At 44.2% G+C, this 23319-nt stretch carries 20 protein-coding genes; all 20 read left to right on the forward strand.

Going from position 1 to position 23319, the window contains the following annotated elements:
• Nucleotides 1–286 precede the first annotated feature (286 nt).
• The 20 genes from DWW77_RS08420 to rpsB all read left to right on the forward strand — a co-directional run bounded on the left by DWW77_RS08420 (nt 287) and on the right by rpsB (nt 23311).
• Nucleotides 287–1255, forward strand: a complete 969-nt coding sequence (locus DWW77_RS08420; RefSeq protein WP_173745997.1) for an LCP family protein — start codon at nt 287–289, stop codon at nt 1253–1255.
• 54 nt (nt 1256–1309) lie between these two features.
• On the forward strand, nt 1310–2059 hold the full coding sequence (locus tag DWW77_RS08425) for a YveK family protein (RefSeq protein WP_114002601.1): 750 nt from the start codon (nt 1310–1312) through the stop codon (nt 2057–2059).
• Nucleotides 2052–2780, forward strand: coding sequence for a CpsD/CapB family tyrosine-protein kinase (locus DWW77_RS08430; RefSeq protein WP_114002602.1), 729 nt, complete (start codon nt 2052–2054; stop codon nt 2778–2780). Before DWW77_RS08425 ends, DWW77_RS08430 begins: the two co-directional genes overlap by 8 nt.
• A gap of 111 nt (nt 2781–2891) precedes the next feature.
• Nucleotides 2892–3485 carry a hypothetical protein gene (locus tag DWW77_RS08435; protein ID WP_015524651.1) on the forward strand — a complete coding sequence of 198 codons (594 nt, stop codon included), beginning with the start codon at nt 2892–2894 and terminating at the stop codon, nt 3483–3485.
• Nucleotides 3486–3651: 166 nt separating this feature from the next.
• On the forward strand, nt 3652–5094 hold the full coding sequence (locus tag DWW77_RS08440) for an efflux RND transporter periplasmic adaptor subunit (protein ID WP_118608507.1): 1443 nt from the start codon (nt 3652–3654) through the stop codon (nt 5092–5094).
• Entirely contained in the window at nt 5094–5762 is a 669-nt protein-coding gene (locus DWW77_RS08445; RefSeq protein ID WP_502685118.1) for an ABC transporter ATP-binding protein, read from the forward strand. The genes DWW77_RS08440 and DWW77_RS08445 overlap by 1 nt, the downstream gene beginning before the upstream one ends.
• Nucleotides 5763–5766: 4 nt before the next feature.
• On the forward strand, nt 5767–7848 hold the full coding sequence (locus tag DWW77_RS08450; RefSeq protein WP_118608508.1) for a hypothetical protein: 2082 nt from the start codon (nt 5767–5769) through the stop codon (nt 7846–7848).
• 21 nt (nt 7849–7869) lie between these two features.
• Complete coding sequence (locus tag DWW77_RS08455; RefSeq protein ID WP_118608509.1) at nt 7870–9132, forward strand: ABC transporter permease; 1263 nt, start codon at nt 7870–7872, stop codon at nt 9130–9132.
• A gap of 269 nt (nt 9133–9401) precedes the next feature.
• Nucleotides 9402–11018: a phosphoenolpyruvate--protein phosphotransferase gene (ptsP, locus tag DWW77_RS08460; RefSeq protein ID WP_118608510.1), complete on the forward strand. Its 1617-nt coding sequence runs from the start codon at nt 9402–9404 to the stop codon at nt 11016–11018.
• A 297-nt stretch (nt 11019–11315) separates the two neighbouring features.
• On the forward strand, nt 11316–12185 hold the full coding sequence (locus DWW77_RS08465; protein WP_118608511.1) for a DegV family protein: 870 nt from the start codon (nt 11316–11318) through the stop codon (nt 12183–12185).
• Between the two features lie 39 nt (nt 12186–12224).
• Nucleotides 12225–13991, forward strand: a complete 1767-nt coding sequence (gene argS, locus DWW77_RS08470) for an arginine--tRNA ligase (RefSeq protein WP_118608512.1) — start codon at nt 12225–12227, stop codon at nt 13989–13991.
• Nucleotides 13992–14240: 249 nt separating this feature from the next.
• Nucleotides 14241–15506, forward strand: a complete 1266-nt coding sequence (locus DWW77_RS08475) for a serine/threonine protein kinase (protein ID WP_182431208.1) — start codon at nt 14241–14243, stop codon at nt 15504–15506.
• Nucleotides 15484–16392, forward strand: a complete 909-nt coding sequence (locus DWW77_RS08480; RefSeq protein WP_118608514.1) for a hypothetical protein — start codon at nt 15484–15486, stop codon at nt 16390–16392. The genes DWW77_RS08475 and DWW77_RS08480 overlap by 23 nt, the downstream gene beginning before the upstream one ends.
• A gap of 46 nt (nt 16393–16438) precedes the next feature.
• Nucleotides 16439–17086, forward strand: a complete 648-nt coding sequence (locus DWW77_RS08485) for an HAD family hydrolase (RefSeq protein WP_059085566.1) — start codon at nt 16439–16441, stop codon at nt 17084–17086.
• 32 nt (nt 17087–17118) lie between these two features.
• On the forward strand, nt 17119–17913 hold the full coding sequence (locus DWW77_RS08490; RefSeq protein ID WP_256163518.1) for a CPBP family intramembrane glutamic endopeptidase: 795 nt from the start codon (nt 17119–17121) through the stop codon (nt 17911–17913).
• A 280-nt stretch (nt 17914–18193) separates the two neighbouring features.
• Nucleotides 18194–18568 carry a GntR family transcriptional regulator gene (locus DWW77_RS08495; protein WP_118608515.1) on the forward strand — a complete coding sequence of 125 codons (375 nt, stop codon included), beginning with the start codon at nt 18194–18196 and terminating at the stop codon, nt 18566–18568.
• The gene (locus tag DWW77_RS08500; protein WP_118063532.1) at nt 18561–19463 is read left to right on the forward strand and encodes an ABC transporter ATP-binding protein; all 903 of its coding nucleotides are present in this window, start codon (nt 18561–18563) and stop codon (nt 19461–19463) included. The genes DWW77_RS08495 and DWW77_RS08500 overlap by 8 nt, the downstream gene beginning before the upstream one ends.
• The gene (locus DWW77_RS08505) at nt 19438–21621 is read left to right on the forward strand and encodes a DUF6449 domain-containing protein (RefSeq protein ID WP_118608516.1); all 2184 of its coding nucleotides are present in this window, start codon (nt 19438–19440) and stop codon (nt 21619–21621) included. The genes DWW77_RS08500 and DWW77_RS08505 overlap by 26 nt, the downstream gene beginning before the upstream one ends.
• On the forward strand, nt 21621–22388 hold the full coding sequence (locus DWW77_RS08510) for a pseudouridine synthase (RefSeq protein ID WP_021650398.1): 768 nt from the start codon (nt 21621–21623) through the stop codon (nt 22386–22388). Before DWW77_RS08505 ends, DWW77_RS08510 begins: the two co-directional genes overlap by 1 nt.
• A 179-nt stretch (nt 22389–22567) precedes the next feature.
• Nucleotides 22568–23311 (forward strand): 30S ribosomal protein S2, encoded by a 744-nt coding sequence (gene rpsB, locus DWW77_RS08515; protein WP_044960678.1) that lies wholly within the window; start codon nt 22568–22570, stop codon nt 23309–23311.
• Nucleotides 23312–23319 lie beyond the last annotated feature (8 nt).

Below are 23319 nucleotides of genomic sequence, written 5' to 3' on the forward strand. Positions count from 1 at the left end.
ACCCGTTTTTGCGGAACTTTTTTATCCGCTTGATTCAAAGCAGAGCTTATAACGAATGAAATATAGGAGGGGACAGGATGTCAAAGAAAACAGCAGTAGTGCTTAGTTGTGTGATATTTGTGCTTCTGATAGTGTTGATGATCTGTGAAGTAATGAATCCTGCAGGCGGACCAGCACTTTTAAGGAAGATTTTCTGATAAGAAGATACATCCTGCTGAACATAAAGTATTAAAAAACTGGAGTGAGATTTATGTCCCAATACAGAAAAAAACAGGACAAAAAAAGATTGTACAAAGGTATAGCGATCGCAGCGGTGGTTCTCGCAGCAGGAACTGTTTTTGTCAATATTATACTGGGAATGGCAGATCATCATACTGTAGATCAGAACAGCAGTATTGAGGCAGAGGAAACAGTTACATATAAAGATCAGATATATGTTCCGAAGGGAAATCTGGAAACATATCTGATAGCCGGAATTGATGATCCTGGTAAAGTACAGGAAGTAACTGAATATGACGGTACCGGCCAGTGTGATGTTCTGGTTGTTATTGTGAGAGACAGAAGTACAGACACATGCAAGCTTCTTTCTGTTGACCGGAATACTGTCACACCTGTCAGAAGCCTTGCTGATGACGGAACCTATCTGGCAACAACAGATATCCAGCTGTCCCTTGCGCATTCCATGGGGCTTGATCAGAATATGAGGGCTGAAAACACGGTGGATGCAGTGTCCACTCTTCTGAAAGGACAAAAGATCGATGGCTATGCAATGATCAACATGAGCGCGATCCAGGTAGTGAATGATATGGTCGGAGGTGTGACTGTTACCATCGAGGATGATTTTTCGGAGAGAGATCCTTCTCTAAAAAAAGGTGAAACAGTTAAGCTGATGGGAGCGCATGCTGAAAATTATGTTAGAGGCAGAATGGATGTTGCGGATGGCACTAACCAGAACCGCATGCAGCGTCAGAATGATTATGAAGAGGCATTTAAACCTGCTTTCAGATCCAAATGTGATTCGGACAGTAAATTTCCACTGCAGGTATATCATGCACTTGAGGACTATATGACTACCAATATCGGCGCAAAGAAGTTCTGCCGTCTGGCACTTCTTCTGTCAGATGACAAAAAAGATGACAGAGTTTCCATAAGTGGAACTTACGGTTCGGACGAGGAAGGCTGGCAGACATTTACGCCTGATGAGGACAGTCTGCAGCAGGTTGTCCTGGAGCTGTTTTATAAAAAAAAGGATTAAAAGAAAAATCCAGGTGCAGGCCACCTGCGGAAATATAAAACAAGGAGAAAAGCTATGAATCAGAAAGATATGAATGACGAGATGGAAATAGATCTTTTGGATCTTGCGTATATGCTTATGGATCACTGGCACCATTTGCTTCTCTGTCTTCTTGCCGGGGCACTGGCTTTGAATGCATTTGCATTCTTTTTCATTGAGCCAACCTATGAATCAACGGCAAAACTTTATGTGGTTTCAACCTCTGATGATTCAGTTGTCAATCTGAATGATTTGAATCTGGGAACTTCGCTGACATCCGATTATGAAGAGCTGATGTTCAGTTACCCGGTGCTGAACCGTGTAATCGAGAAACTGAAACTCGATATGGATTACGAAGATCTTGCGAAGCTGTATACACTGAACAATCCGTCTGATACGCGTGTGCTCCAGATCACAGCAACAACAACAGATCCTCAGCTATCTATGGACCTTGCAGAGACAATGGCAGAGGAAGCTGTTTCCTATCTGCCGGATACAATGAGTACCAAGGCCCCGAATATTGCACAGCATGCAAAACTACCTGAACACAAGGCTGCACCAAGCTATTTCAAGTTTACGGTGATAGGAGGACTTCTGGGGCTTCTCATCTGCGCAGGTATCCTGAGCGTCAGATATCTGATGGATGATACGATCCATACGGCAGAAGAAATGGAAAAATATTTTGGCCTTGTGCCGCTGACTACGATTCCTGAAAGCAGTAAGGTGAAAAGCTATGACGGAGAGGAAGAGTATAGCAGCAGAAAAAGGAGAAAGAGAAATGAATAAACTGAAAGTAGTGTTTCCGGATCTTCCCTATGCAGTAGAAGAGGCAATGAACCGTCTCAGGATCAATGTTAAATTCTGTGGCAAAAACACAAAAAAGATCCTTCTTACAAGCTGCATGCCAAATGAAGGTAAAAGTACTGTTTCCTCATATCTCTGGAAGATGCTTGCAGAAGCAGGTTTTTCTACTGTTATGGTGGATGTGGATCTGCGTAAATCTGTTCAGATGCAGAGAATGCAGGTGGAAAATGCGTCAGAAACAAAGGGCTTGAACCATTATCTCTCCGGCATGGCAGAATATGAAGATGTAGTCTATAAAACAAATATTGAAAATGCATACATAGTTCCGTGTACACAGCTTCTTGAGAATCCGTCCCCTCTTCTTGAGGATGCCAGATTCAGAGAACTGCTTGACAGACTTGCCGGAGAATATCGTTTTGTGATCGTAGATACACCTCCCCTTGGAAGCGTGTCAGACGGAGCACTGATCGCTTCCATGTGTGATGGCGCGATATTGGTGGTCAGAGCCGGTCAAACACCGAAGGCAATGATAAAACAGTCTTTATATGAGATCGAACAGTCCGGATGTAAGCTTCTTGGCACAGTGCTGAACCGCGCGGAAGTTTCTACCAGAGGCTATGGTAAATATGGAAAATACGGAAACTATGGATATGGATACGGTTATGAGCCGGATACGAAACATAAGAAGCACTCAGAGAAATGATTGTTATCTTTTTATATCGTTATAAAGGATCAGACGTGGCGGGATCGTTTATAAATAAATCAAAAACAACAGGCGTATACCTGTGATAATTTAAGGGAGAGGTGAATCAAAATGAAGTCTATCAAAAAACTTGCAGTTATTATGCTTTCAGCTATGGTTCTGTTCGGAACAATGACCGTTCCGACAATGGCAGCTGCAAAATCACCAACAAAGCAGACTTTCAACACTGTGTCACTGAAAAAGAAAACTACAACTTACAATGGAAAAACCCAGCATCCGGTATTAACTGTAAAAGCTGGTAAAAAAACTCTGAAAAATGGTAAAGATTATGTTATAACATACAAGTATGGACAGAGTATGAAAACCGCCGGTAAAAAAATAGTTTATATCAACGGTATCGGCCGTTATGCAGGTTTCTATAAAACTGTAGCATATACGATCAACCCTGCTGTTCAGAAAAATGTAAAAGTTTCCAGGAGCAGTGTTGCAGTTAAAAGAGGAAAAGCTACAACCATCAAGCTTACAAAGGCAAAAGCTGCAAAAGCAACATGGACTTCCAGCAACTCCAAAGCTGTAAAAGTAAGTAAAACAGGTAAGATCATAGTAGCAAAAAATGCTAAAAAAGGCAAATATACTGTAAAAGTTACTGTTAAGCTGGCTAATCACAAGACTGTAACAAGGACAGTTAAAGTAACAGTTAAATAATCATTATTACATAAAAAATCTCCTGGCCACGAAGGGGATTTTTTTTTATGAAAAATCTGTGAAATCTGCATCGTTTTCTTCAGGGACTTTTCTTTTTAGAGTGAATCTGCTATGATGTTTGAAGCAACAGATAGTTTTAGTACGATGCTGAGAAAAGGGGACAGATATGAAAAAACGTATTTTGATCGCACTTGGAGTCCTTGTACTTGCAGCCGGTATCGGAGCCGGTGGATGGTATTATTATACACATCATGCAGGGTCCGCAGGAGGTAGCGATATTGTATATGTAACAAAGATAGGCAAGCTTTCGGAAATGGATTCCGGAGTGGAAAACCGATATGCAGGTGTTGTGGAACCGCAGGAAACGGTTCAGGTAAAGATCGAAAGCGGCCGAAAGGTAAAAGAAGTTCAGGTAAAGACCGGTCAGGAAGTCAAGAAAGGGCAGCTTCTTTTTCAGTATGATCTTGGAAGTATCCAGCAAAGTCTTCAGGAAGCACAGCTGGCCTTGGACCGCCTGAAAAACGAACAGTTAAGTATATCTGATCAGATCACTACACTGGAAGCTGAGAAAAAGAAAGCTACAGCAGATAATCAGCTTTCCTATACAATAGAGATCGAAACACAGAAAATGAATCTCAAGAAGAATGAATATGATCAGAAAAGCAAACAGGCAGAGATCGATAAGCTTTCCCAGGCAACGCAGAATACCGAGGTGCGCAGTGAGATCGATGGAGTGATTCAGAAGATCGATACCTCCAAGATGGGCGGTGATGATTCTGAGGGCGTGGAGGATACGCTGACAGAAGGCACGACGGATTCCACAGATTCCAGTTCCGGAAACAGCTCCGGCAATGCATTTATCACGATCCTGAGTACAGGTGCTTATCGTGTAAAGGGAACGGTAAATGAAATAAACCGTGATTCGATCATAGAGGGAACTCCTGTGATCATTCGTTCCAGGGTGGATTCTTCAAAAACCTGGAAGGGCACCATGGGCTCTGTTGACCTAGATAATTCTACCAGCAACAGCAGTTCGGATATGGCAATGTTCGGAATGTCCAGTGCCAGTGATGATCAGACATCATCCAGTACCTATCCGTTTTATGTGAATCTGGATTCATCTGAGGGTCTGATGCTGGGGCAGCATGTGTATATTGAACCGGACGAAGGACAGGATGAGAAAAAGTCCGGTATCTGGCTGAACGATTATTTTATCGTGGATGCGGATACAGACAGCCCATATGTCTGGATCGCAAACGGTCAGAACAAGCTGGAGAAGAGAGATGTCATATTAGGACAGTATGATGAAGATCTTGGGGAATATGAGATCGCAGACGGACTTACCGAAAAAGATAAGATCGCATTTCCGACAGATGAGCTGAAGGAAGGTATGTCTGTCGCAGAAGGTACTGCAGATCAGACTACAGCGGCTATGTGGGATGATTCTGAGGATGATGAAAGCTCTGATGATTCTGCATACACGGAAAGTGATGGCTCAGAGCCCGAAATGATCGAAGATGGAGCTGTAGACAGTGATATGATGGATGCGACAGACGACATTTCTTCGGGAGATGACCTTGTTCCGATGGAAGGAGCGCCGACAGAATGATTTTGGATTTAAAAGGAATATATAAGGATTATCAGCAGGGGAAAATGACAGTACCTGTATTAAAAGATGTAGATTTTTCCATGGAGGAGGGAGAATATGTGGCGATCATGGGACCTTCCGGTTCCGGAAAGACTACACTGATGAATATTATCGGATGCCTGGACAAACCTACCAAGGGAACTTTTCTCCTGAATGGAGAAGATATTGCCAAATGTACAGAGAATGAGATGTCAGATATCCGTTTGAAAACGATCGGATTTGTATTTCAGAGCTTTCATCTCCTTCCAAGGCAGAGCGCGCTGACAAATGTGGAACTGCCGCTGAATTATGCAAGGGTTCCCAAAAAGGAGCGCCGGGAACGTGCACGAAAAGCTCTGGAGCGTGTAGGCCTTGCCGACAGGGTGGATTTTAAGCCCAACCAGCTTTCCGGAGGACAGATGCAGAGAGTGGCTATTGCAAGAGCGATCGTAAACAATCCCAAGCTTTTGCTGGCAGATGAGCCTACAGGGGCACTGGATACGAAATCGGGAGCACAGGTTATGGAACTGTTTCAGAAGCTGAACGATGAGGGAGTTTCTGTGCTGATGATCACACATGACCCGGAGATTGCGGCACATGCCAAACGGGTTGTTATGATCCGTGACGGTGAGCTGCAGGAAAAGAGGTGATAGAATGAAAGTGGTGAAGAGAGTGATCGTTGGTGTACTGGTTGCGGCATTGGCAGCCGGAGGAATCTACACAGGGCTTATGCATGTGAAAGAATCCAAGGTAACAGAGGTGCCGGTAACCAGCGTCAGCAATCTTCAGACGGACTGGTATTCGGAGACAACACTGGATGGAACCATCACCACGAATGTTTCTCAGAATGTAAATATGGATAAAGATATGATCATCGAGAAAATATATGTATCCCAGGGTGATGATGTAAAAAAAGGCGATAATCTGATCTCCTTTGATATGACACTTGTAGAGATGGAGCTGAATATTGCAAAGCTGAAACAGCAGAAGCAGGAGCAGGATCTGACCAAAGCACAGAACCGTCTGACAAGTCTTCAGAATGGAGGTCCCATCGAAGACAGTACAGACAGTACTGATGATACGGACCTGAATCCTACAGGTGGTGATAAAGGAAATGATGGAGAAATGACAAATACGGATACACCTTCCGGAAGTGACGGAGACGAGGATATGCAGTCAACTACCGGTTCCGCGGCTACTGCAGATGGCAGCTATCTTGCAGTGGTTTCCTCCAGGCCATTACTTCTCAGTGCCCTTACAGATACAGAAGGAGATCTTGAAGATTCTGCAGAGAAAGTTACCGAAGAAATGCCGTCCGGAGAAACGACGGACAGTGAAACAGAGCAGATGACCGGAGATGATACAGCGGATATGGAAGAGGATACAACTGCATCCGATGAGGATCTGATCATGGATCCGACCTACCAGGATCCTACTGCCAATGATATTACAGACGGAGAGACTACGGACTGGGGTTCCGGAGAAGATGACACCCCAACGGTATCTCCGACACCGACTCCCACACTGGGACCCAATGAGCTTCCTGATCCCAATATAACAGAACCGGAAATTCCGGGGATCACAGATGGTGAACCGGAATTTTATCAGAAGCTGGATTATACTTCTCAGCCGTTTACAGGAACCGGTACGGAAGAAGATCCCTATGTTTTTCTTGTAAGCAGTGCCAAAGGCAAAGTTACGGTGATGGGATCCTTCTTTAACAGAATGGCGGGATACAGTGAGGATGGAACCAAAGTGGTCCAGAAAGGCGGCAGCTGGTTCCAGCTGGAGTTTCATGAGAATGATACCATTGCTGATTTTCAGGACAGAACACTTTCCTGTACAGGATATTATCTGATCGATGGAAGTCTTCTTGAAAATCCGGTATATATGTATGCGGAAACAGAATTTACACTGGACGAGGCTTCCAAATATGACAAAAATGATAATGAGATACCGGATGACAGCGGTGATGGAGATGACGGTACTGATGGCACAACCATGTCAAGAGAGGATGCGATCAAGATCCAGAAAAACAAGATCGCAAGTTTGAAACTGGATATTGAGGAAAATAATCTGAAAATCACTAAGCTGGAGAACAAAATAAAAAACAAGCTGATAACAAGCAAACTGGATGGAACGGTTGCTTACATCGGAGATGAAGTCACAGGTTCTTATAATGGAGATGCTTTTCTGAAAGTAAAAAGCAAAGATGGTTTTTATGTTACCGGAACGGTCAGCGAACTGATGCTGGATCAGATGAAGGAGGGAACACTTCTTCAGTGTACCAGTTATAATTCCGGCAGCTTTGAGGCGAAGGTACTGAATGTATCCGATTACCCGGTGGATTCTTCAAATGCTTATTATGGTGGAGATTCTAATCCCAATGTATCGTATTACACCTTTAATGCAGAGATCACAGATCGTTCATTGCAGTTTACCGACCAGGATTATGTGACGGTATCTCTGAAGTCAAATAAACTTGCCGAAGGCAGTATGGTTGTGATGAAGGCATTTATCCGTACGGAAAATGGAACCAGCTATGTATACAAAGACGTGAAGGGAACACTGAAAAAGCAGCAGATCACAGTGGGAAGCATTGTGAACAGCGGATATTATGCAGTTGTAACTTCAGGCCTGAAATCCGATGATCTTCTTGCTTTCCCATATGGTGATGCCGTGAAGGAGGGAGCCAAGACAAAAGAAGTGACTTTGGATGATATGTACAATGAATAAATAACAGGAAGGAGAAATTTCATGTTTGAAAATATACGCCTGGCTTTTCAGGGAATATGGTCACATAAGATGAGATCCTTTCTGACCATGCTGGGTATTATTATTGGTATTGCATCTATTATTGCAATTGTATCTACGATCAAAGGTACCAGTGAGCAGATCAAGGAAGATCTGATCGGGTCCGGAAACAATACCGTACAGGTTATGCTCTATGACGGAGACAGTACATACGATATGGATTATGGTTCTTACGGAAGCTCGGCCACACCGCCGGTTATTTCTGATTCCCAGAAAACGGCGATCGGAGACTTGGATCATGTGATCAGTTCTACATTTTATTACAGCAGCCAGTCTGCCAGTGTTTATTATAAAAACACAAGCTTTCAGGGCGGAACCGTGTACGGGATCGACAGCAATTATCTGAAAACGAGGGGATACCTGGTCCAGTCCGGGCGGGGATTTGTACAAAAAGATTATGACAGCTACCGAAAGGTTGCTCTTGTGGATTCCAATGCTGCACAGAATATTTTCGGAAGTGAGAGCCCGGTAGGGAAAACCATTGAGGTGGGATCAGAACCGTATATCATTGTAGGTGTGATTACTCAGAGTGAGGACAGCATGCCGAAGATCAATACGATTTCTGAGTATGAGGAATATTCGCAGACGATCATGGGAAGCGTGATGATCCCGGATACTACCTGGCCTGTTGCATTTAAATTTGATCAGCCGCAAAATGTGACAGTCCGTGCAGACAGCACAGATAATATGAGTTCTGTAGGAAAAGCAGCAGAGGATATTCTGAATACAGGGATCCAGAATGAAAAAAACAAATCGAACTTTAAATATAAAGCGGAAGACATTATGGAGAAGGTCAAGAATCTCCAGAAGCTCAGCGAAAGTACCAATCAGCAGCTGATCTGGATTGCAAGTATCTCCCTGCTTGTTGGTGGTATCGGTGTTATGAATATCATGCTTGTATCTGTCACAGAACGTACCAGCGAGATCGGACTGAAAAAAGCTATCGGAGCAAGAAAAAAAGTGATCCTGGGACAGTTTCTGACGGAAGCTTCGGTGCTGACCAGCATCGGAGGAATCATTGGTGTGGTCCTTGGAATCATCCTGTCAAAAATGGTGTCTCAGGTGTCTGGGGCACCAACAGCCATCAGCGTTCCGGCTATCATCGGTTCTGTGGTATTTTCCATGCTGATCGGTCTGATCTTCGGACTTCTCCCATCTGTAAAGGCAGCTAATCTTAATCCGATTGATGCCCTTCGCAGTGAATAAAAAGATATACATACATATAGCATCTGCAATTGCCGGAAGGATTCCGGCGGCAGATGCTTATTTTTATATCTGAAAGTATTGTTCAGGTTTTATGAAGCTCTGCGGTCTTTATTTTGTCACTTTTGCTGTATATATGACAAAAAAAGAAAGTATAAATAGAGTTTTTACAGGTTTTTTAGAGATCATAAAAAAATCGTGGCAGAATCTTTGGATAGTGTGATATAATACATCATAAGTGGGCAAATATAAAAACAGAAGGAGATAATTTCATGAAGGTTTTGGAAGGTAAATCTGTATTTTCCGGTATTGCGATCGGTAAGATCTCAATCCTCCAGAAAGTTGACGCCAGTGTTAAACGTGTTCACGTGGAGGATCCGGAAGAAGAGGTAAAGCGTGTGGAGGCAGCCAGAGAGCAGGCTGTGGCACAGCTTCAGAAGCTTTATGACAAGGCTCTTCAGGAAGTTGGAGAGTCCGGAGCGGCAATCTTTGAGGTTCATCAGATGATGCTGGATGATGATGACTATCTGGATTCCATCCACAACATTATCCGTACAGAGTCTGTAAATGCAGAATATGCGGTTGCAACAACTGGTGATAACTTCTCATCAATGTTCGCACAGATGGACGACGATTATATGAAAGCAAGAGCAGCTGATGTAAAGGATATCTCAGACCGTCTGGTACGTGTGCTTTCCGGCCATGGAGATGGAGAGCTTGAAGCATCCGAGCCGGTGATCGTAGTTGCAGAGGATCTTGCACCAAGTGAGACTGTACAGATGGATAAGAGCAAGGTTCTTGCTTTTGTCACAAGAAAAGGTTCTTCTAACTCACATACTGCGATTCTTGCGAGAACCATGAATATTCCGGCGCTGATCAATATTGAATACGATGAGTCCATGGACGGTAAGATGGCAGTCGTAGACGGAAAGAGCGGAAATCTGATCGTTGAGCCGGATGCAGAGACCCTTAAAAAATATGAGGATATGCGTGCCGATGAACTTGCACAGCGTGCAATGCTTAAAGAACTGAAAGGTAAAGAAACTGTTACCAAGAGCGGTCGTAAGCTCCACCTTTATGCCAACATCGGAAGTACAGGTGATGTTGCGAATGTACTTGCCAATGATGCGGAAGGCATCGGACTTTTCCGAAGTGAGTTCGTATACCTGGAAAAAGAAGACTATCCTACAGAGGAAGAGCAGTTCCAGGTTTACAAGACCGTAGCTCAGAATATGGCCGGCAAAAAAGTTATCATTCGTACTCTGGATATCGGAGCGGACAAGCAGATCGATTATTTTAATATGGCGCATGAGGAGAACCCTGCAATGGGATATCGTGCGATCCGTATCTGTCTGGACCGTCCGGAAGTATTTAAGACACAGCTGAGAGCGCTTTTCCGTGCAAGCGTGTTCGGAAATATTTCCATCATGTATCCGATGATCATCTCTGTAACAGAGGTGAAGCAGATCAAGGCCATTGTAGCAGAAGTAAAAGCAGAGCTTAAGGAACAGGGGATCCCGTTCCGTGATGACGTGGAGCAGGGTATCATGATCGAGACTCCGGCAGCTGTTATGATCAGTGATCTTCTTGCAAAAGAGGTTGATTTCTTCAGTATCGGAACCAATGATCTGACCCAGTATACACTGGCTATTGACCGTCAGAATGCAAAGCTTGACAACATTTATGATTCCCATCATGAGGCAGTTCTCCGTATGATCCAGATGGTTGTGGATAATGCACATAAAGAAGGTATCTGGGCCGGAATCTGTGGTGAGCTTGGTGCGGACACTACACTTACTGAGAGATTTGTAGAGATGGGACTGGATGAGTTGTCCGTATCTCCGACATTTGTTCTTCCGGTTCGAAAGATCGTAAGAGAAATGAAATAAGACACAGATCATAAATAGATAAGGATATTTTTGATAAATAGTGTGACAGCTGCTGTGCATAAATATTTGTATGGTAGCTGTTTTTTTAGTTACTGTTTGCGGTTACTGTTCACTGGTAATATTCCGCGAGGTGTTTTTTGTGAGCGAAGGTCACAGAAAATTTCCAATTGTGATATAGAAAAAAATATGATACACTAACATCATGGCTTTCTACAGCAGTTCAAAGAATTAGTTCATCAGGGGCTGATGCATTAATTCTTTGAACTGTGAGATAACAGACCAGGAGGAGAGAAAAGAATGGGCAAAATTGCCATTGTAACAGACAGCAACAGCGGTATCACACAGGCCCAGGCCGAAGAGCTTGGCGTTTATGTGATACCGATGCCGTTTTATATTAATGAAAAAATGTATCTTGAAGGTGTAACTCTCACACAGGAAGAGTTTTATGAGAAGCTTAAGAAGGATGAACCGATCTCCACATCTCAGCCAAGTCCGGCTGATCTCTGTGATCTGTGGGACAAGCTTCTGAGAGATTATGAGGAAATCGTTCATATTCCGATGTCAAGCGGACTGAGTGCATCCTGTTCTACTGCAATGGGACTTGCTATTGATTATAATGGTCGTGTTCAGGTAGTGGACAATCAGCGGATTTCCGTAACACAGAGACAGTCTGTAATGGATGCTAAGATGCTTGCCGAGGCAGGAAAAAGTGCTGCAGAGATCAAGAAGATCCTTACAGATCAGAAACTCGATTCCAGTATTTATATCACACTTGACACCCTGAAATATCTGAAAAAAGGTGGCAGGATCACACCGGCAGCCGCAGCCATCGGAACGGTTCTGAACCTGAAGCCTGTACTTCAGATCCAGGGAGAGAAGCTGGATGCCTACGCCAAGGTCCGTGGCAAGAAGCAGGCCAAACGTGCCATGCTGAAGGCAATGAAGAATGATTGGGAAACACGTTTTAAGGAATACGCATCTGACGGTGAGATGTGTCTTCAGGCTGCTTATACAGGAAATCTGGAAGAAGCAGAAGAATTTAAAAGAGAGATCCAGGAGGTATTTCCAGGAATGGAGATACATATGGATCCCCTTTCCTTAAGTGTTGCCTGCCATATCGGTTATGGTGCCCTTGCAGTCGCATGTTCAAGAAAAGTGACGTTATAAGCATAAAATACAGAAACAAAGATATGAGGAGTTTGAAACATGAAGAAGATTATGGAACAGATGGCGGAAGAACTTTCCGCAGCATTTGAAAAAGCAGGTTATGATCCGTCCTACGGAAAAGTTACTGTTTCCAACAGACCGGACTTATGTGAGTATCAGTGTAACGGTGCTATGGCAGGAGCCAAAGCATATCACAAGGCACCGTTTATGATCGCTGATGATGTGGTAGCACAGCTGTCAGAGAGCCGGATCTTTTCCAGAGCAGAAGTTGTAAAGCCTGGATTTATCAACCTGGATGTGAAACCGGAATTTGTTGCAGAATACATGAATAAGATGGCAGAGGATGAGAAGCTTTCTGTTGAGACTGCCAAGAATCCGAAGACGATCATTATCGACTATGGCGGACCAAACGTTGCCAAGCCGCTTCACGTAGGACATCTCCGTTCTGCAATCATCGGTGAGAGCATCAAGCGTATCGGACGTTTTGTAGGACATAAGGTGATCGGTGATGTACATCTTGGAGACTGGGGCCTTCAGATGGGACTGATCATCACTGAGCTGAAACACCGGAAACCGGAGCTGGTATATTTTGATGACAGCTTTACCGGTGAATATCCGGCAGAAGCACCGTTTACTATCAGCGAGCTGGAAGAGATCTATCCATGTGCCAGTGGGAAGTCAAAAGAGGATGAGGCTTACCGTAATGAGGCACTGGAGGCAACCCATCTTCTTCAGCAGGGTAAACCCGGATACATGGCTCTCTGGAACCACATCATGAATGTATCTGTAACAGACCTTAAGAGAAACTACGCGAATCTGAACGTAGACTTTGACCTCTGGAAAAAAGAATCCGATGCACAGCCGTACATCCCGGATATGGTAGAAGACATGAAGAAGCGAGGATTTGCCTATGAGGACCAGGGTGCTCTTGTTGTAGATGTAAAAGAAGAGAGTGATACCAAGGAGATCCCTCCATGTATGCTTCTGAAATCAGACGGAGCTTCTCTCTATACGACCACAGACCTTGCTACTATCGTAGAGCGTATGAAACTCTTTCAGCCGGATGAAATCCTTTATGTTGTTGACAAGCGTCAGGAGCTGCATTTTATCCAGGTATTCCGCTGCGCAAGAAAAACCGGTCTTGTAAATCCGGAAACCAAGCTTTCCTTCCTTGGTTTCGGTACCATGAATGGAAAAGACGGTAAACCGTTTAAGACAAGAGAAGGCGGTGTTATGCGTCTGGAGAACCTGATCGCAGACATTGATGAGGAAATGTATCGCAAGATCGTGGAGAATCGTAGTGTAAAAGATAAAGATGCAAAGGATACTGCCAAGATCGTAGGACTTTCCGCGATCAAATACGGAGATCTTTCCAACCAGGCGACCAAGGATTACATCTTTGATGTTGACCGCTTTACATCCTTTGAGGGAAATACAGGTCCGTACATCCTTTATACTATCGTTCGTATTAAGTCGATCCTGAACCGTTATGTACAGGAGGGAGGAGATTTAAGTACAGGTAAGATCCTTCCGGCAGTCAATGCCAGTGAGAAGAACCTGATGCTTCAGCTTTCCGGCTTTGCGGCAATGGTTGAGAACGCTTTTGAAGAAAAAGCACCACATAAGATCTGTGCATATATCTATGAGGTATCCAATGCATTTAACAGCTTTTACCATGAGACCAAGATCTTAAGCGAAGAGGATCAGGCACAGAAGGAATCCTTCCTTCAGCTGCTCCAGCTTACAAGAAGAGTGCTTGAGACAAGCATCGATCTTCTTGGATTCTCTGCACCGGATCGTATGTAAGGTATAGTTTTGCAGATACAAACACTATGAATAATGACAGACCGCCGGATAAAGAGACATTTTTGTCTGCTATATCCGGCGGACTTTTTTATATAGAAAGTTCTTTGCAAAAAGAACAGGACGTGCTATAATAGGACTTATCCTAAACGAGGGCAGATCACGAATATCTGCCTGACTATAAGTTATCTGTTTTTTCAAACCGGAATTCACCGGATTATCCCAAATCAATAAGAAATGTAAGCATAAATATTGTCTGACAGAAATGAGAGGAAGGTGATCTGTCTGATCGGAAATGTTCTGAAAGAACGTTATTGCATTGTAGAACAAATTGGACATGGCGGAGGTGGAAGCCTTTATCTGGCAAAAGATATGGAACTTGGTATCTGCCGTGCAGTGAAAGAGATATCGATCGCAAAGAAAAAAGAAGCCAGACTCATGCAGCATCTGGAATATCCTGCAATACCGAAGATTATCGATTATGTGGAAACAGGGGAGTACTGTTATCTGATCATGGAATATATCAAGGGTCAGTCGCTGGGAGAACTTCTCCGTTCAGGAAAACGGTTTTCTTTACGGGAAATCCTTGCCCTGGGAAAGGAGATTGCCAGAGTATTGGAATATCTTCACAGTCGGAAGCCACCGGTCTGTTACGGGGACCTGAAACCGGATAATCTTATGTTTTCTGAAACCGGGCATCTGTATCTGATAGATCTTGGAAGTGCCATGTTCGATCATGGAAAAAGAAAACAGATCTGTGAAGGAACGAAAGGCTATGCGGCGCCGGAGCAGTATCAGGGCTACTTAAGACCGGGAAGTGATATTTATGCTCTGGGGAAGACCCTGGAAAAGCTTTGCGGAAAAAAGAAATGGCAGTGGATTTTATATCCGGATTTTTTCTTGCTCCTGTTCCGATGTACCAGAAAACAGGAAAAATACAGATATTCGGATATGTCAGTGGTTCAGAAGAAAATCCAAAAGCTGGAAAACAGATATCGGATGATCACTTGGAGAAAACGATTTCTGGAAGCGGCAGCTGCAGGGATTCTGATAGGAACACTGATCTTGATAGCAGGATTGCTGAAAACGGAAGAATTTTCTGTGGCGATCTCAGAAGTAACAGATTTGTATTACGAAGCCAGACAGTATCCGGAAGACTCAAAAGATCGGGAAAAGTGCTGTATGGCAGCGGAAAAGAGACTCCAGAGGTTAAGTAGAAATTATGGGGAAAAAGAACAGCAGCGTCGTATTGAGCTATTGCTGGCATGGAATGCGGAGCTTTTGTGTGAACCGGAAAAAGCGGCTTTATATTATGAAAATCTTCTTCTGTATGATGCAGAATATCCTGTGGCTTACGGAGAATATGGAATGTTTCTTATTCGGACCGGTCAGAAAGAGGCCAGCAGAAAGCTGTGGGAAGATTATAAAGAGAAAGAAAAAGCGGAATTACTGGATGACAGTGAAAGCAGAAATCTGCAGCTTTGGGAGGAGATCAATGAGAAAAAGAAGAGAAAGTGATCAGAAAAAACCAAAAGAAATGAAAATTACTAGTAGGAAAACCTGTTTTATTGTTTTGTTTCTGCTGGTTTTATGCAGCTGGATGATCCCTTCCATTGCTGTCTATGGATTTGATGTGTCAGGCATGGATAGTTTTGATACCGGCGGATTTGATATGAATGTGGGAGAAGGAACCGGACAGCTGCCGGAAGACTGGGAAGAAAGCTATGCAGGAGAAGAAAGTGATGATAGTAATTGGAACAGAGAAGAAGGAAATACTGAGGAGTATTCCGCTGCCTGGGCAGAATCAGAGAATGATCAGGAGGAGTCTGCACAATGGAATTTAGATTTTCAGACAGATGAGGTACGTTCTCAGGAAGAAAGCTTTATGGAAAATGGAAATACTGCGGCAGAAGTAGAGATAGCTGATACACCTGCGGAAAAACTGACGGAAACGCCGATACCAACAAAACTGCCAATACTGACTGAACAACCAATCCCCATACAGACAGTGACAGCAAGTCCATCTGTAACGTTGACTCAAAAACCAGTTCGAAAGTCAGTGACAGATGCATCAAAGAGGGAGAAGAAGCAAAATCCGGCATTATCTTACTATCGGACAGAACCAACAGGAACGTCGGATAGGAAAAAAGAAAAAGAGCAAAAACCGGTGATCCGAATGAAAACAGACGGTAACAGGATCCGGATAGAGATCAGTCCGGATATTCCGTTCCAGATCCTTACATTTCGGATCAATGGAAAAGAATGTGATTTTTACTGGCAAGGAAAAAAGCTTCTGGCGAAATTACCGAAAAAAAGCAGAAATCCCTGGAAAGCAGAACTCATGGGTTTTGTGAAATCCGGGAAGCTGTACTATGAAACCATGGACTTACCAGAAAAACAGTGATACAATAGGCATACTTACTGATTATTTTATACAACAGGAGGAATTTATGTATAAGGCAATCTTTTTTGATCTGGACGGAACACTGACAGAATCCGGAGAGGGGATTACGAAATCTGTACAGTATGCACTGGAGAAGCTTGGAGTTTCGGCACCGGAGCTGGAGCCATTGAAGGTTTTTGTGGGTCCGCCGCTTCTGGAACAGTTTATGAAATATGCGGGATTTGATAAAGAGACAGCGCAGAAGGGAATCGAATATTACAGAGAACGGTATTCAGAAAAAGGAATGTATGAGAACACCGTTTATCCCGGCGTAGAAAACACTCTGGCAGAACTGAAACGTCGTGGCTACAGACTGGCTGTGGCGTCTGCGAAACCGACCTTTTACGTAACACAGATCATGGACCATTTTAATCTGAGTCGATATTTTGAGGTGATCGCCGGGACAGACCTCAATGGACCGAAAGTAACCAAATCTCAGGTGATCGAGGAAGCTCTGGAAAGAATGAGCCTTTCTGACCACCGTGACCAGGTGATCATGGTGGGTGACAGAGAACATGACATTCTCGGAGCCAGACGATGCGGGATCCAGTGTGTGGCTGTATCTTACGGATATGGAAGCAGAGAAGAACTGGAAAAGGCACAGCCTCTTCAGATCGTAGCTTCCGCAGATGAACTTCTGAATTTTTTCGTCTGACCCCTCTGCACAGGCAGAATATTTTTCAAATAGTGTGGAGGGAGCTTTATCCGGCAGGAATCCATTATCTTATCGGACAGATCCTCGGAAGCGCCGTGCTTCTCTGGCTGGCAGGGCATGTCGGCAACGCACAGGAAAGGTACTATAGTTATACGCTGGTGATCACCGGACTTACCGGAGTGCTGGTTATGTTTCCGGCAGTATATTTTTACCGGAAGGATCGTATAGGAAGGCTGATCGGCGGTTTGACTTCCGTTGAGGAACAAAGGCTATCTATTCCTGAAATGCTGCTTCTTCTTGCTGCTGGAGCCGGATTTGCCCAGTATGCCAATGTGCTGGTGGCGATCCTGCAGAACTGGATCTCATCCAGCTATGGAGAGACGATGACGAAGATCACCTCAGGAAAGAGTTTGTTTATGATGATCTTCTGGATGGGGATCATAGCGCCTGTTGCAGAAGAAATGATCTTTCGCTGGCTGATCTATCTGCGACTTCGGGATCACTTTTCTGTACTGTTTTCCGCTGTGATCTCTGCGGCGTTTTTCGGAATTTATCACGGAAATGTCCTGCAGGCTGTGTATGCGTTTGTTCTGGGAGGGATTTTTGCGTGGTTTCTGGAGATGGGAGGTAATAAGTGGACCAGTGTGCTGATGCACATCGGAGCCAATACCTGGATACTTATTTTCAGTGAATACGCCCAGACTCTGGTGGAAAAAGCCGGAGCAGGAAGCCTTCTGATGATCTATGGTGTTTTTGCGGCAGCGATGATCGGAGGATATCAGTATTTTGCGCGCCGGGGAGAAAAACGTGGCTACCGGGCTGTCTGATCCAATGTGGATCATGAATATCTGCCTGCTAATGGATCAGGCAGAGTGAAAGATAAATATTTGCTTTACAGAGAATCTGTAGTGGGATCATAGTATAAGGATGCCATTACAGATTTTTTTTGTAAAAATATGCCGGAATCTTTTGCTGCCGGTAAATTTATATAGATTTTATATTTATTTAAGAGACCATTTCTTGCGTATCTTTGTATCACGTGCTATTATAAGTGTATTAAAAGAATTAATACACTTAATACGCAGATTACAGAGAAAGGAGCGTCGTATGTTATTCTTGGACTATCAGGACAGACGTCCCATTTACGAGCAGATCGTAGAGAAATTCCGGATGCTGATCCTGTCAGGAGCTTTGGAGCCATCTTCCAAGATGCCGTCTGTGCGGCAGCTGGCCGTGGAATTATCAATCAATCCAAATACCATCCAGCGGGCATATATGGAACTGGAGCAGCAGGGGCTGATCTGTCCGGTGAAGGGAAAAGGCAGTTTTGTCACAGACAGCAGCAGGATCAGGCGGATCGGTATGGAAGAAACTTTAAGTGAGCTGAAAGAGATCGCAGAAAAGGGAAAGGCTCTGGGAGTAGGGGAGAAAGAAATGATCGGTGTGATCTGCTCATGCTATAAGGAGGGAAACAATGATTGAGATAAAAAACTGCAGCAAAGCTTTTGGCAAAATACAGGCAGTAAATAAGGTAACCATGGATATCGGGGAACGGGAGGTTTTTGGACTGATCGGTTCCAACGGTGCGGGAAAAAGTACTCTGCTCCGTATCATGGCCGGGATCATCCGTCAGGACAGAGGAGAGGTGCTGATGGATGAAGAACCGGTTTTTGAAAATGAAAGGATCAAAGAGCATTTTTTCTACATCCCGGACGATGCATATATTCCGGCAAATTACAATGCTCTGGACATGGCAGAATTTTACCGTTGTATTTATCCGAGATTTCAGCAGGCACGTTTTGAGACAATGATGAAGCAGTTTCATCTGGATGGAAAACGAAAAATCAGCACTTTTTCCAAGGGAATGAAGAAACAGCTTCTGGTGATCCTGGGAATCAGTACAGGAACGAAATATCTGTTTTGTGATGAAACCTTTGATGGCCTGGACCCGGTAATGCGCCAGGCAGTAAAAAGTATTTTTGCATCGGAGATCATGAGTCGTGAATTTACGCCGGTGATTGCTTCCCATAATCTCCGTGAGCTGGAAGATATCTGTGATCACATCGGGCTTCTTCATCAGGGAGGAATTCTCCTTTCCAGAGATCTGGAGGATATGAAATTCCACATCCATAAGATCCAGTGTGTACTTACTGACAAAAAGAAAGAAGAAGAATTAAAGAAAGAGCTGGAGGTTTTGAAAACAGAGCATCAGGGCTCCCTGCTGCTTATTACTGCAAGGGGAACAAGAAGAGAGATCATGGAGAAGATACAGGCAAAAAATCCTCTTTTCTGCGAAGTGCTCCCACTGACTCTGGAAGAAATATTTATCAGCGAAACGGAGGTGGCAGGCTATGAAGTCAAAAATTTATTCCAGTGAGTATATGAAATCCTCTTCTAAAGGACAAAGATGGATCCCGGCATTTGCCATGATCGCATTTCTCCTTGCATTTCCGGTAGCGGAACTTATTCTGATGGGAAAATGGAATGAGCGCAGTTATACTCAGAGTCAGCTTTCATATCTGTATTCCAGCCTGTGGAGCAGAGACTTTCTCACAATGGGAGCAGCTGTGGCTGCGGTAACCGCATTTTTTGCAGCAGTAAGCGGCTTCTGGTATCTGTATTCCCCGAGAAAAGTGGATTTCTATCACAGCCTTCCGGTAAAGCGAAGTGCACTGTTTCTGCACAGAGTATTGTTGGCTGTTCTTTATTATCTGGTGCCATATGTGATCATGGAATTTGCTGCGGTATGCATCGGGGCAGCCAGAGGATATTACAGCCTTTCCATTATGAAAAAGGCACTGATCCTGCTGGTGCTCCATCTCCTGATGTATCTTCTGGTGTATTTTTCCACAGTGCTGGTGATCGCCTGCACCGGTACCATGTTGATGGGAGCACTTGCATGGGCAGGGCTGTTTACCTACAGTATCGTTCTGGCAGTGATGCTGCAGTTAAGCGGACATTTATTTTTTGATACCTGGTACGAGGGCAGTTACGGAATTCTGGCAGCAGTGCGGAATCTGGGATCTCCTCTTATGGTGATCGTAAGCTTTATAGATAGATACAGCAGCGGAAGCTTTGGAAAGCAGTTGCTGATACTGATCCTCACGCTGTTTATCATGGCAGCACTTTCCTGGATGGCATTTTGCAGACGAAGGTCAGAGAATACCGGAAAAGCTCTGGTATATACTTGGATGGAGCCGGTCTTAAGTGCCCTGATCACAATACCATCCGGACTGGGGATCGGTCTGATCTTTTATATGATCCCGGAAGATTCATCCAAAACAGCATGGTGGATCTTCGGAATGATACTGGGAACGATCCTAGTCCATGGAATTCTGGAAGTGATCTATGAAATGGATTTTCGCAGATTTTTCCGCAGAAAAGTGCAGCTTATGATCCTTGGAGGTGTTGTGGCAATCTGTGCGCTGACCATGAAAATGGATCTTCTGGGATATGACAGTTATTTTCCGGCTTATGACAATCTTCAGGGAGTTGTGATAAATGTAAGCAATCTTTCATATACAGAGCAGCTTTGCAATGTGGAAAAAAAAGAAAATGGAATCTATAAGATCCGGTATACTGCCACCTCAGACAATAGTTCCGGTCTGCTGGATCAGCCGGTGATGAAAAGTAAAGCATTATATAACAGTCTGAAGGATATCAGGCTTCAGAATGAAAAAGGAAAAAAATCAGGAAGGCGCATGTATGTGCGCTACATAAATAAACAGGGATTCAGTGTATGCAGAGGCTATATTGTATCCTCTGCACAGGCACAGAATCTTATGGAAGCCCTGTATGATGAGCAGACATGGAAAGAAGACAGATATTCATTTTTTCAGCTGGACAAACAGTATCTGAAAGAGGTCACCGGTATTTTCTGTGACGGAGATATTCAAACCTTATTTGAGAAAAATGCAGAGAAGCGTCAGGCGCTGGCAGAGGCGTTGAGAAAGGACATTCTGGAAAACGGCGGTCAGACAGTAAAAGACCAGCCATGTGCAATGTTGATGTTCGATTATACGGGAATTCCGTCAGAAGGCTACATGGATGAATGGGGAATGAATGTACCGGCTGTGCAGGAAGGAGAGAATGTGTCCACATCCGTTCTGGTGTATCCGTCATATAAGAGAACACTTGCAATTTTGGAAGAAACAGGATATCCTCTTTCTATGGATGAGCTGTCTGTTGAGTATATTGATGTTTATTACTTCAGCTCCGAAGCTGCCGGCGAAGATGATGAGGTTTTTTCCGACATTGAGCCTGTTTCGGATCTTGAAGAAACAGAGAACGGTTATAAAGTCCGTTACGATAAAAAGGAACAGCTGGAAGCCCTGAAAAAATGTATCCGTCCATCACAGCTGGTAAACGGATGGACTATCTGGAATGCAGATGCCACAATGGAAGTGGTTCTGGAAGGACAAGAGAGCACCGGCGGGGATTCCGGACTTTATATGACATTTGCCGGTGAGATCCCGGATTTTATCAGAGCAGATGCAAAGGCAGCCCATGTAACAGAATGGGAGGTAAATGATTAATGGAAAAACCAGTCCGGCTGGATAAATTTCTGGCAGATGCCGGCGCAGGTACAAGAAGCGAGGTAAAAAAATACATACAGAAGGGTCAGGTGCAGGTTAACGGGAAATCTGTGAAGAAACCGGAGCTGAAAGTAACAGAAGAAGATCAGGTGGTTATGAACGGGCAGGAGATCCATGCTGCACCGGAATATGTATACTATCTTTTTAACAAGCCGGCAGGCTGTGTCAGCGCAACGGAGGACTTCAGAGATAAAACGGTTCTTGACTACATTGAAGAGAAAGACAGAAGAAAGGGTCTTTTTCCGGTGGGACGCCTGGATAAAGATACAGAAGGCTTCCTTCTGATCACAGATGACGGTCCTCTGGCACACGAGCTTCTTTCTCCGAAAAAGCATGTGGACAAGACCTACTATGCAAAAGTATCTGGGAAAGTGACAGAAGAAGATGTTGTGAAGCTGGCAGAAGGCGTGGATATCGGGGAAAAAGATCTCACACGACCGGCAAGGCTGGAGATCCTTTCTACCTGGGAGTCCGGTACAGAATCTGCAGAAGCCGGTAAGAATTGGGAATCTGAGATCCGACTTACTATCCACGAGGGAAAATTCCATCAGGTAAAACGGATGATGGAGGCACTGGGAAAAAAAGTAACTTATTTGAAAAGACTATCCATGGGGCCGCTGGCGCTTCCTTCAGATCTTCCGACAGGAAAATATCGTTCGCTCACCGAAAAAGAGCTGGAGCTTCTGAAGTCTGCCGGAAACCGCTGAAAAACAGAAAAAAATTGGAAAAATCCCCTTTACATAAGGGGATTTTCTATGCTATAATTCAGAAGTTGCAAAAATAAGCACGCACGGCGATTCTATAAGGATGGTGCCCTACGGTGTGAGGATGGGTCCAGAGAGAAGGCGACCTGTGCGGAAGAATTTAACCAAAAAGGAGAAAAGACATGAGCGTTATTTCAATGAAGCAGCTTTTAGAGGCAGGTGTTCATTTCGGACATCAGACAAGAAGATGGAACCCTAAAATGGCTCCGTACATCTACACAGAGAGAAATGGTATCTATATCATTGATCTTCAGCAGTCTGTAGGAATGGTTGACGATGCTTACAATGCAGTAGCAGATATCGTTGCCAACGGTGGACACATCCTTTTCGTAGGAACTAAGAAACAGGCTCAGGATGCTATCCGTACAGAGGCAGAGCGTTGTGGAGAGTTCTTCGTAAATGAGAGATGGCTTGGTGGTATGCTTACAAACTTCAAGACAATCCAGAGCCGTATCGCAAGACTGAAAGAGATCGAGACAATGGAAGCTGACGGAACATTCGACGTACTTCCTAAGAAAGAAGTTATCGAGCTTCGCAAAGAGCTTGTTAAGCTTCAGAAGAACCTTGGCGGAATCAAAGAGATGAAGAGAATCCCGGATGCTATCTTTATCGTAGATCCTAAGAAAGAGAGAATCTGCGTACAGGAGGCTCATACACTTGGAATCCCGCTTATCGGTATCTGCGATACTAACTGTGATCCGGAAGAGCTTGACTATGTGATCCCGGGAAATGACGATGCTATCCGTGCAGTAAAACTCATCGTTTCCAAGATGGCTGACGCTGTTATCGAGGCTAAGCAGGGAACTGCTGAGGCAGATGGCGAGATCGAGGCTGAGTCTGAGGAGTTTGCAGCTACAGAGGAATAATTCGTATA

The sequence above is a fragment of the Ruminococcus sp. AF17-12 genome (assembly GCF_003479245.1).
Lineage (GTDB): Bacteria > Bacillota > Clostridia > Lachnospirales > Lachnospiraceae > Blautia_A > Blautia_A fusiformis.

Excerpts from the sequence above, each read along its gene's own strand:
- DWW77_RS08500 (WP_118063532.1), top strand. The coding sequence starts at position 18,561 with ATGATTGAGATAAAAAACTGCAGCAAAGCTTTTGGCAAAATACAGGCA.
- argS (WP_118608512.1), top strand. The coding sequence starts at position 12,225 with ATGAAGAAGATTATGGAACAGATGGCGGAAGAACTTTCCGCAGCATTT.
- DWW77_RS08485 (WP_059085566.1), top strand. The coding sequence starts at position 16,439 with ATGTATAAGGCAATCTTTTTTGATCTGGACGGAACACTGACAGAATCC.
- DWW77_RS08430 (WP_114002602.1), top strand. The coding sequence starts at position 2,052 with ATGAATAAACTGAAAGTAGTGTTTCCGGATCTTCCCTATGCAGTAGAA.
- DWW77_RS08495 (WP_118608515.1), top strand. The coding sequence starts at position 18,194 with ATGTTATTCTTGGACTATCAGGACAGACGTCCCATTTACGAGCAGATC.
- DWW77_RS08465 (WP_118608511.1), top strand. The coding sequence starts at position 11,316 with ATGGGCAAAATTGCCATTGTAACAGACAGCAACAGCGGTATCACACAG.
- DWW77_RS08455 (WP_118608509.1), top strand. The coding sequence starts at position 7,870 with ATGTTTGAAAATATACGCCTGGCTTTTCAGGGAATATGGTCACATAAG.
- DWW77_RS08510 (WP_021650398.1), top strand. The coding sequence starts at position 21,621 with ATGGAAAAACCAGTCCGGCTGGATAAATTTCTGGCAGATGCCGGCGCA.
- DWW77_RS08450 (WP_118608508.1), top strand. The coding sequence starts at position 5,767 with ATGAAAGTGGTGAAGAGAGTGATCGTTGGTGTACTGGTTGCGGCATTG.
- DWW77_RS08425 (WP_114002601.1), top strand. The coding sequence starts at position 1,310 with ATGAATCAGAAAGATATGAATGACGAGATGGAAATAGATCTTTTGGAT.
- DWW77_RS08480 (WP_118608514.1), top strand. The coding sequence starts at position 15,484 with ATGAGAAAAAGAAGAGAAAGTGATCAGAAAAAACCAAAAGAAATGAAA.
- DWW77_RS08505 (WP_118608516.1), top strand. The coding sequence starts at position 19,438 with ATGAAGTCAAAAATTTATTCCAGTGAGTATATGAAATCCTCTTCTAAA.
- rpsB (WP_044960678.1), top strand. The coding sequence starts at position 22,568 with ATGAGCGTTATTTCAATGAAGCAGCTTTTAGAGGCAGGTGTTCATTTC.
- DWW77_RS08440 (WP_118608507.1), top strand. The coding sequence starts at position 3,652 with ATGAAAAAACGTATTTTGATCGCACTTGGAGTCCTTGTACTTGCAGCC.
- DWW77_RS08435 (WP_015524651.1), top strand. The coding sequence starts at position 2,892 with ATGAAGTCTATCAAAAAACTTGCAGTTATTATGCTTTCAGCTATGGTT.
- ptsP (WP_118608510.1), top strand. The coding sequence starts at position 9,402 with ATGAAGGTTTTGGAAGGTAAATCTGTATTTTCCGGTATTGCGATCGGT.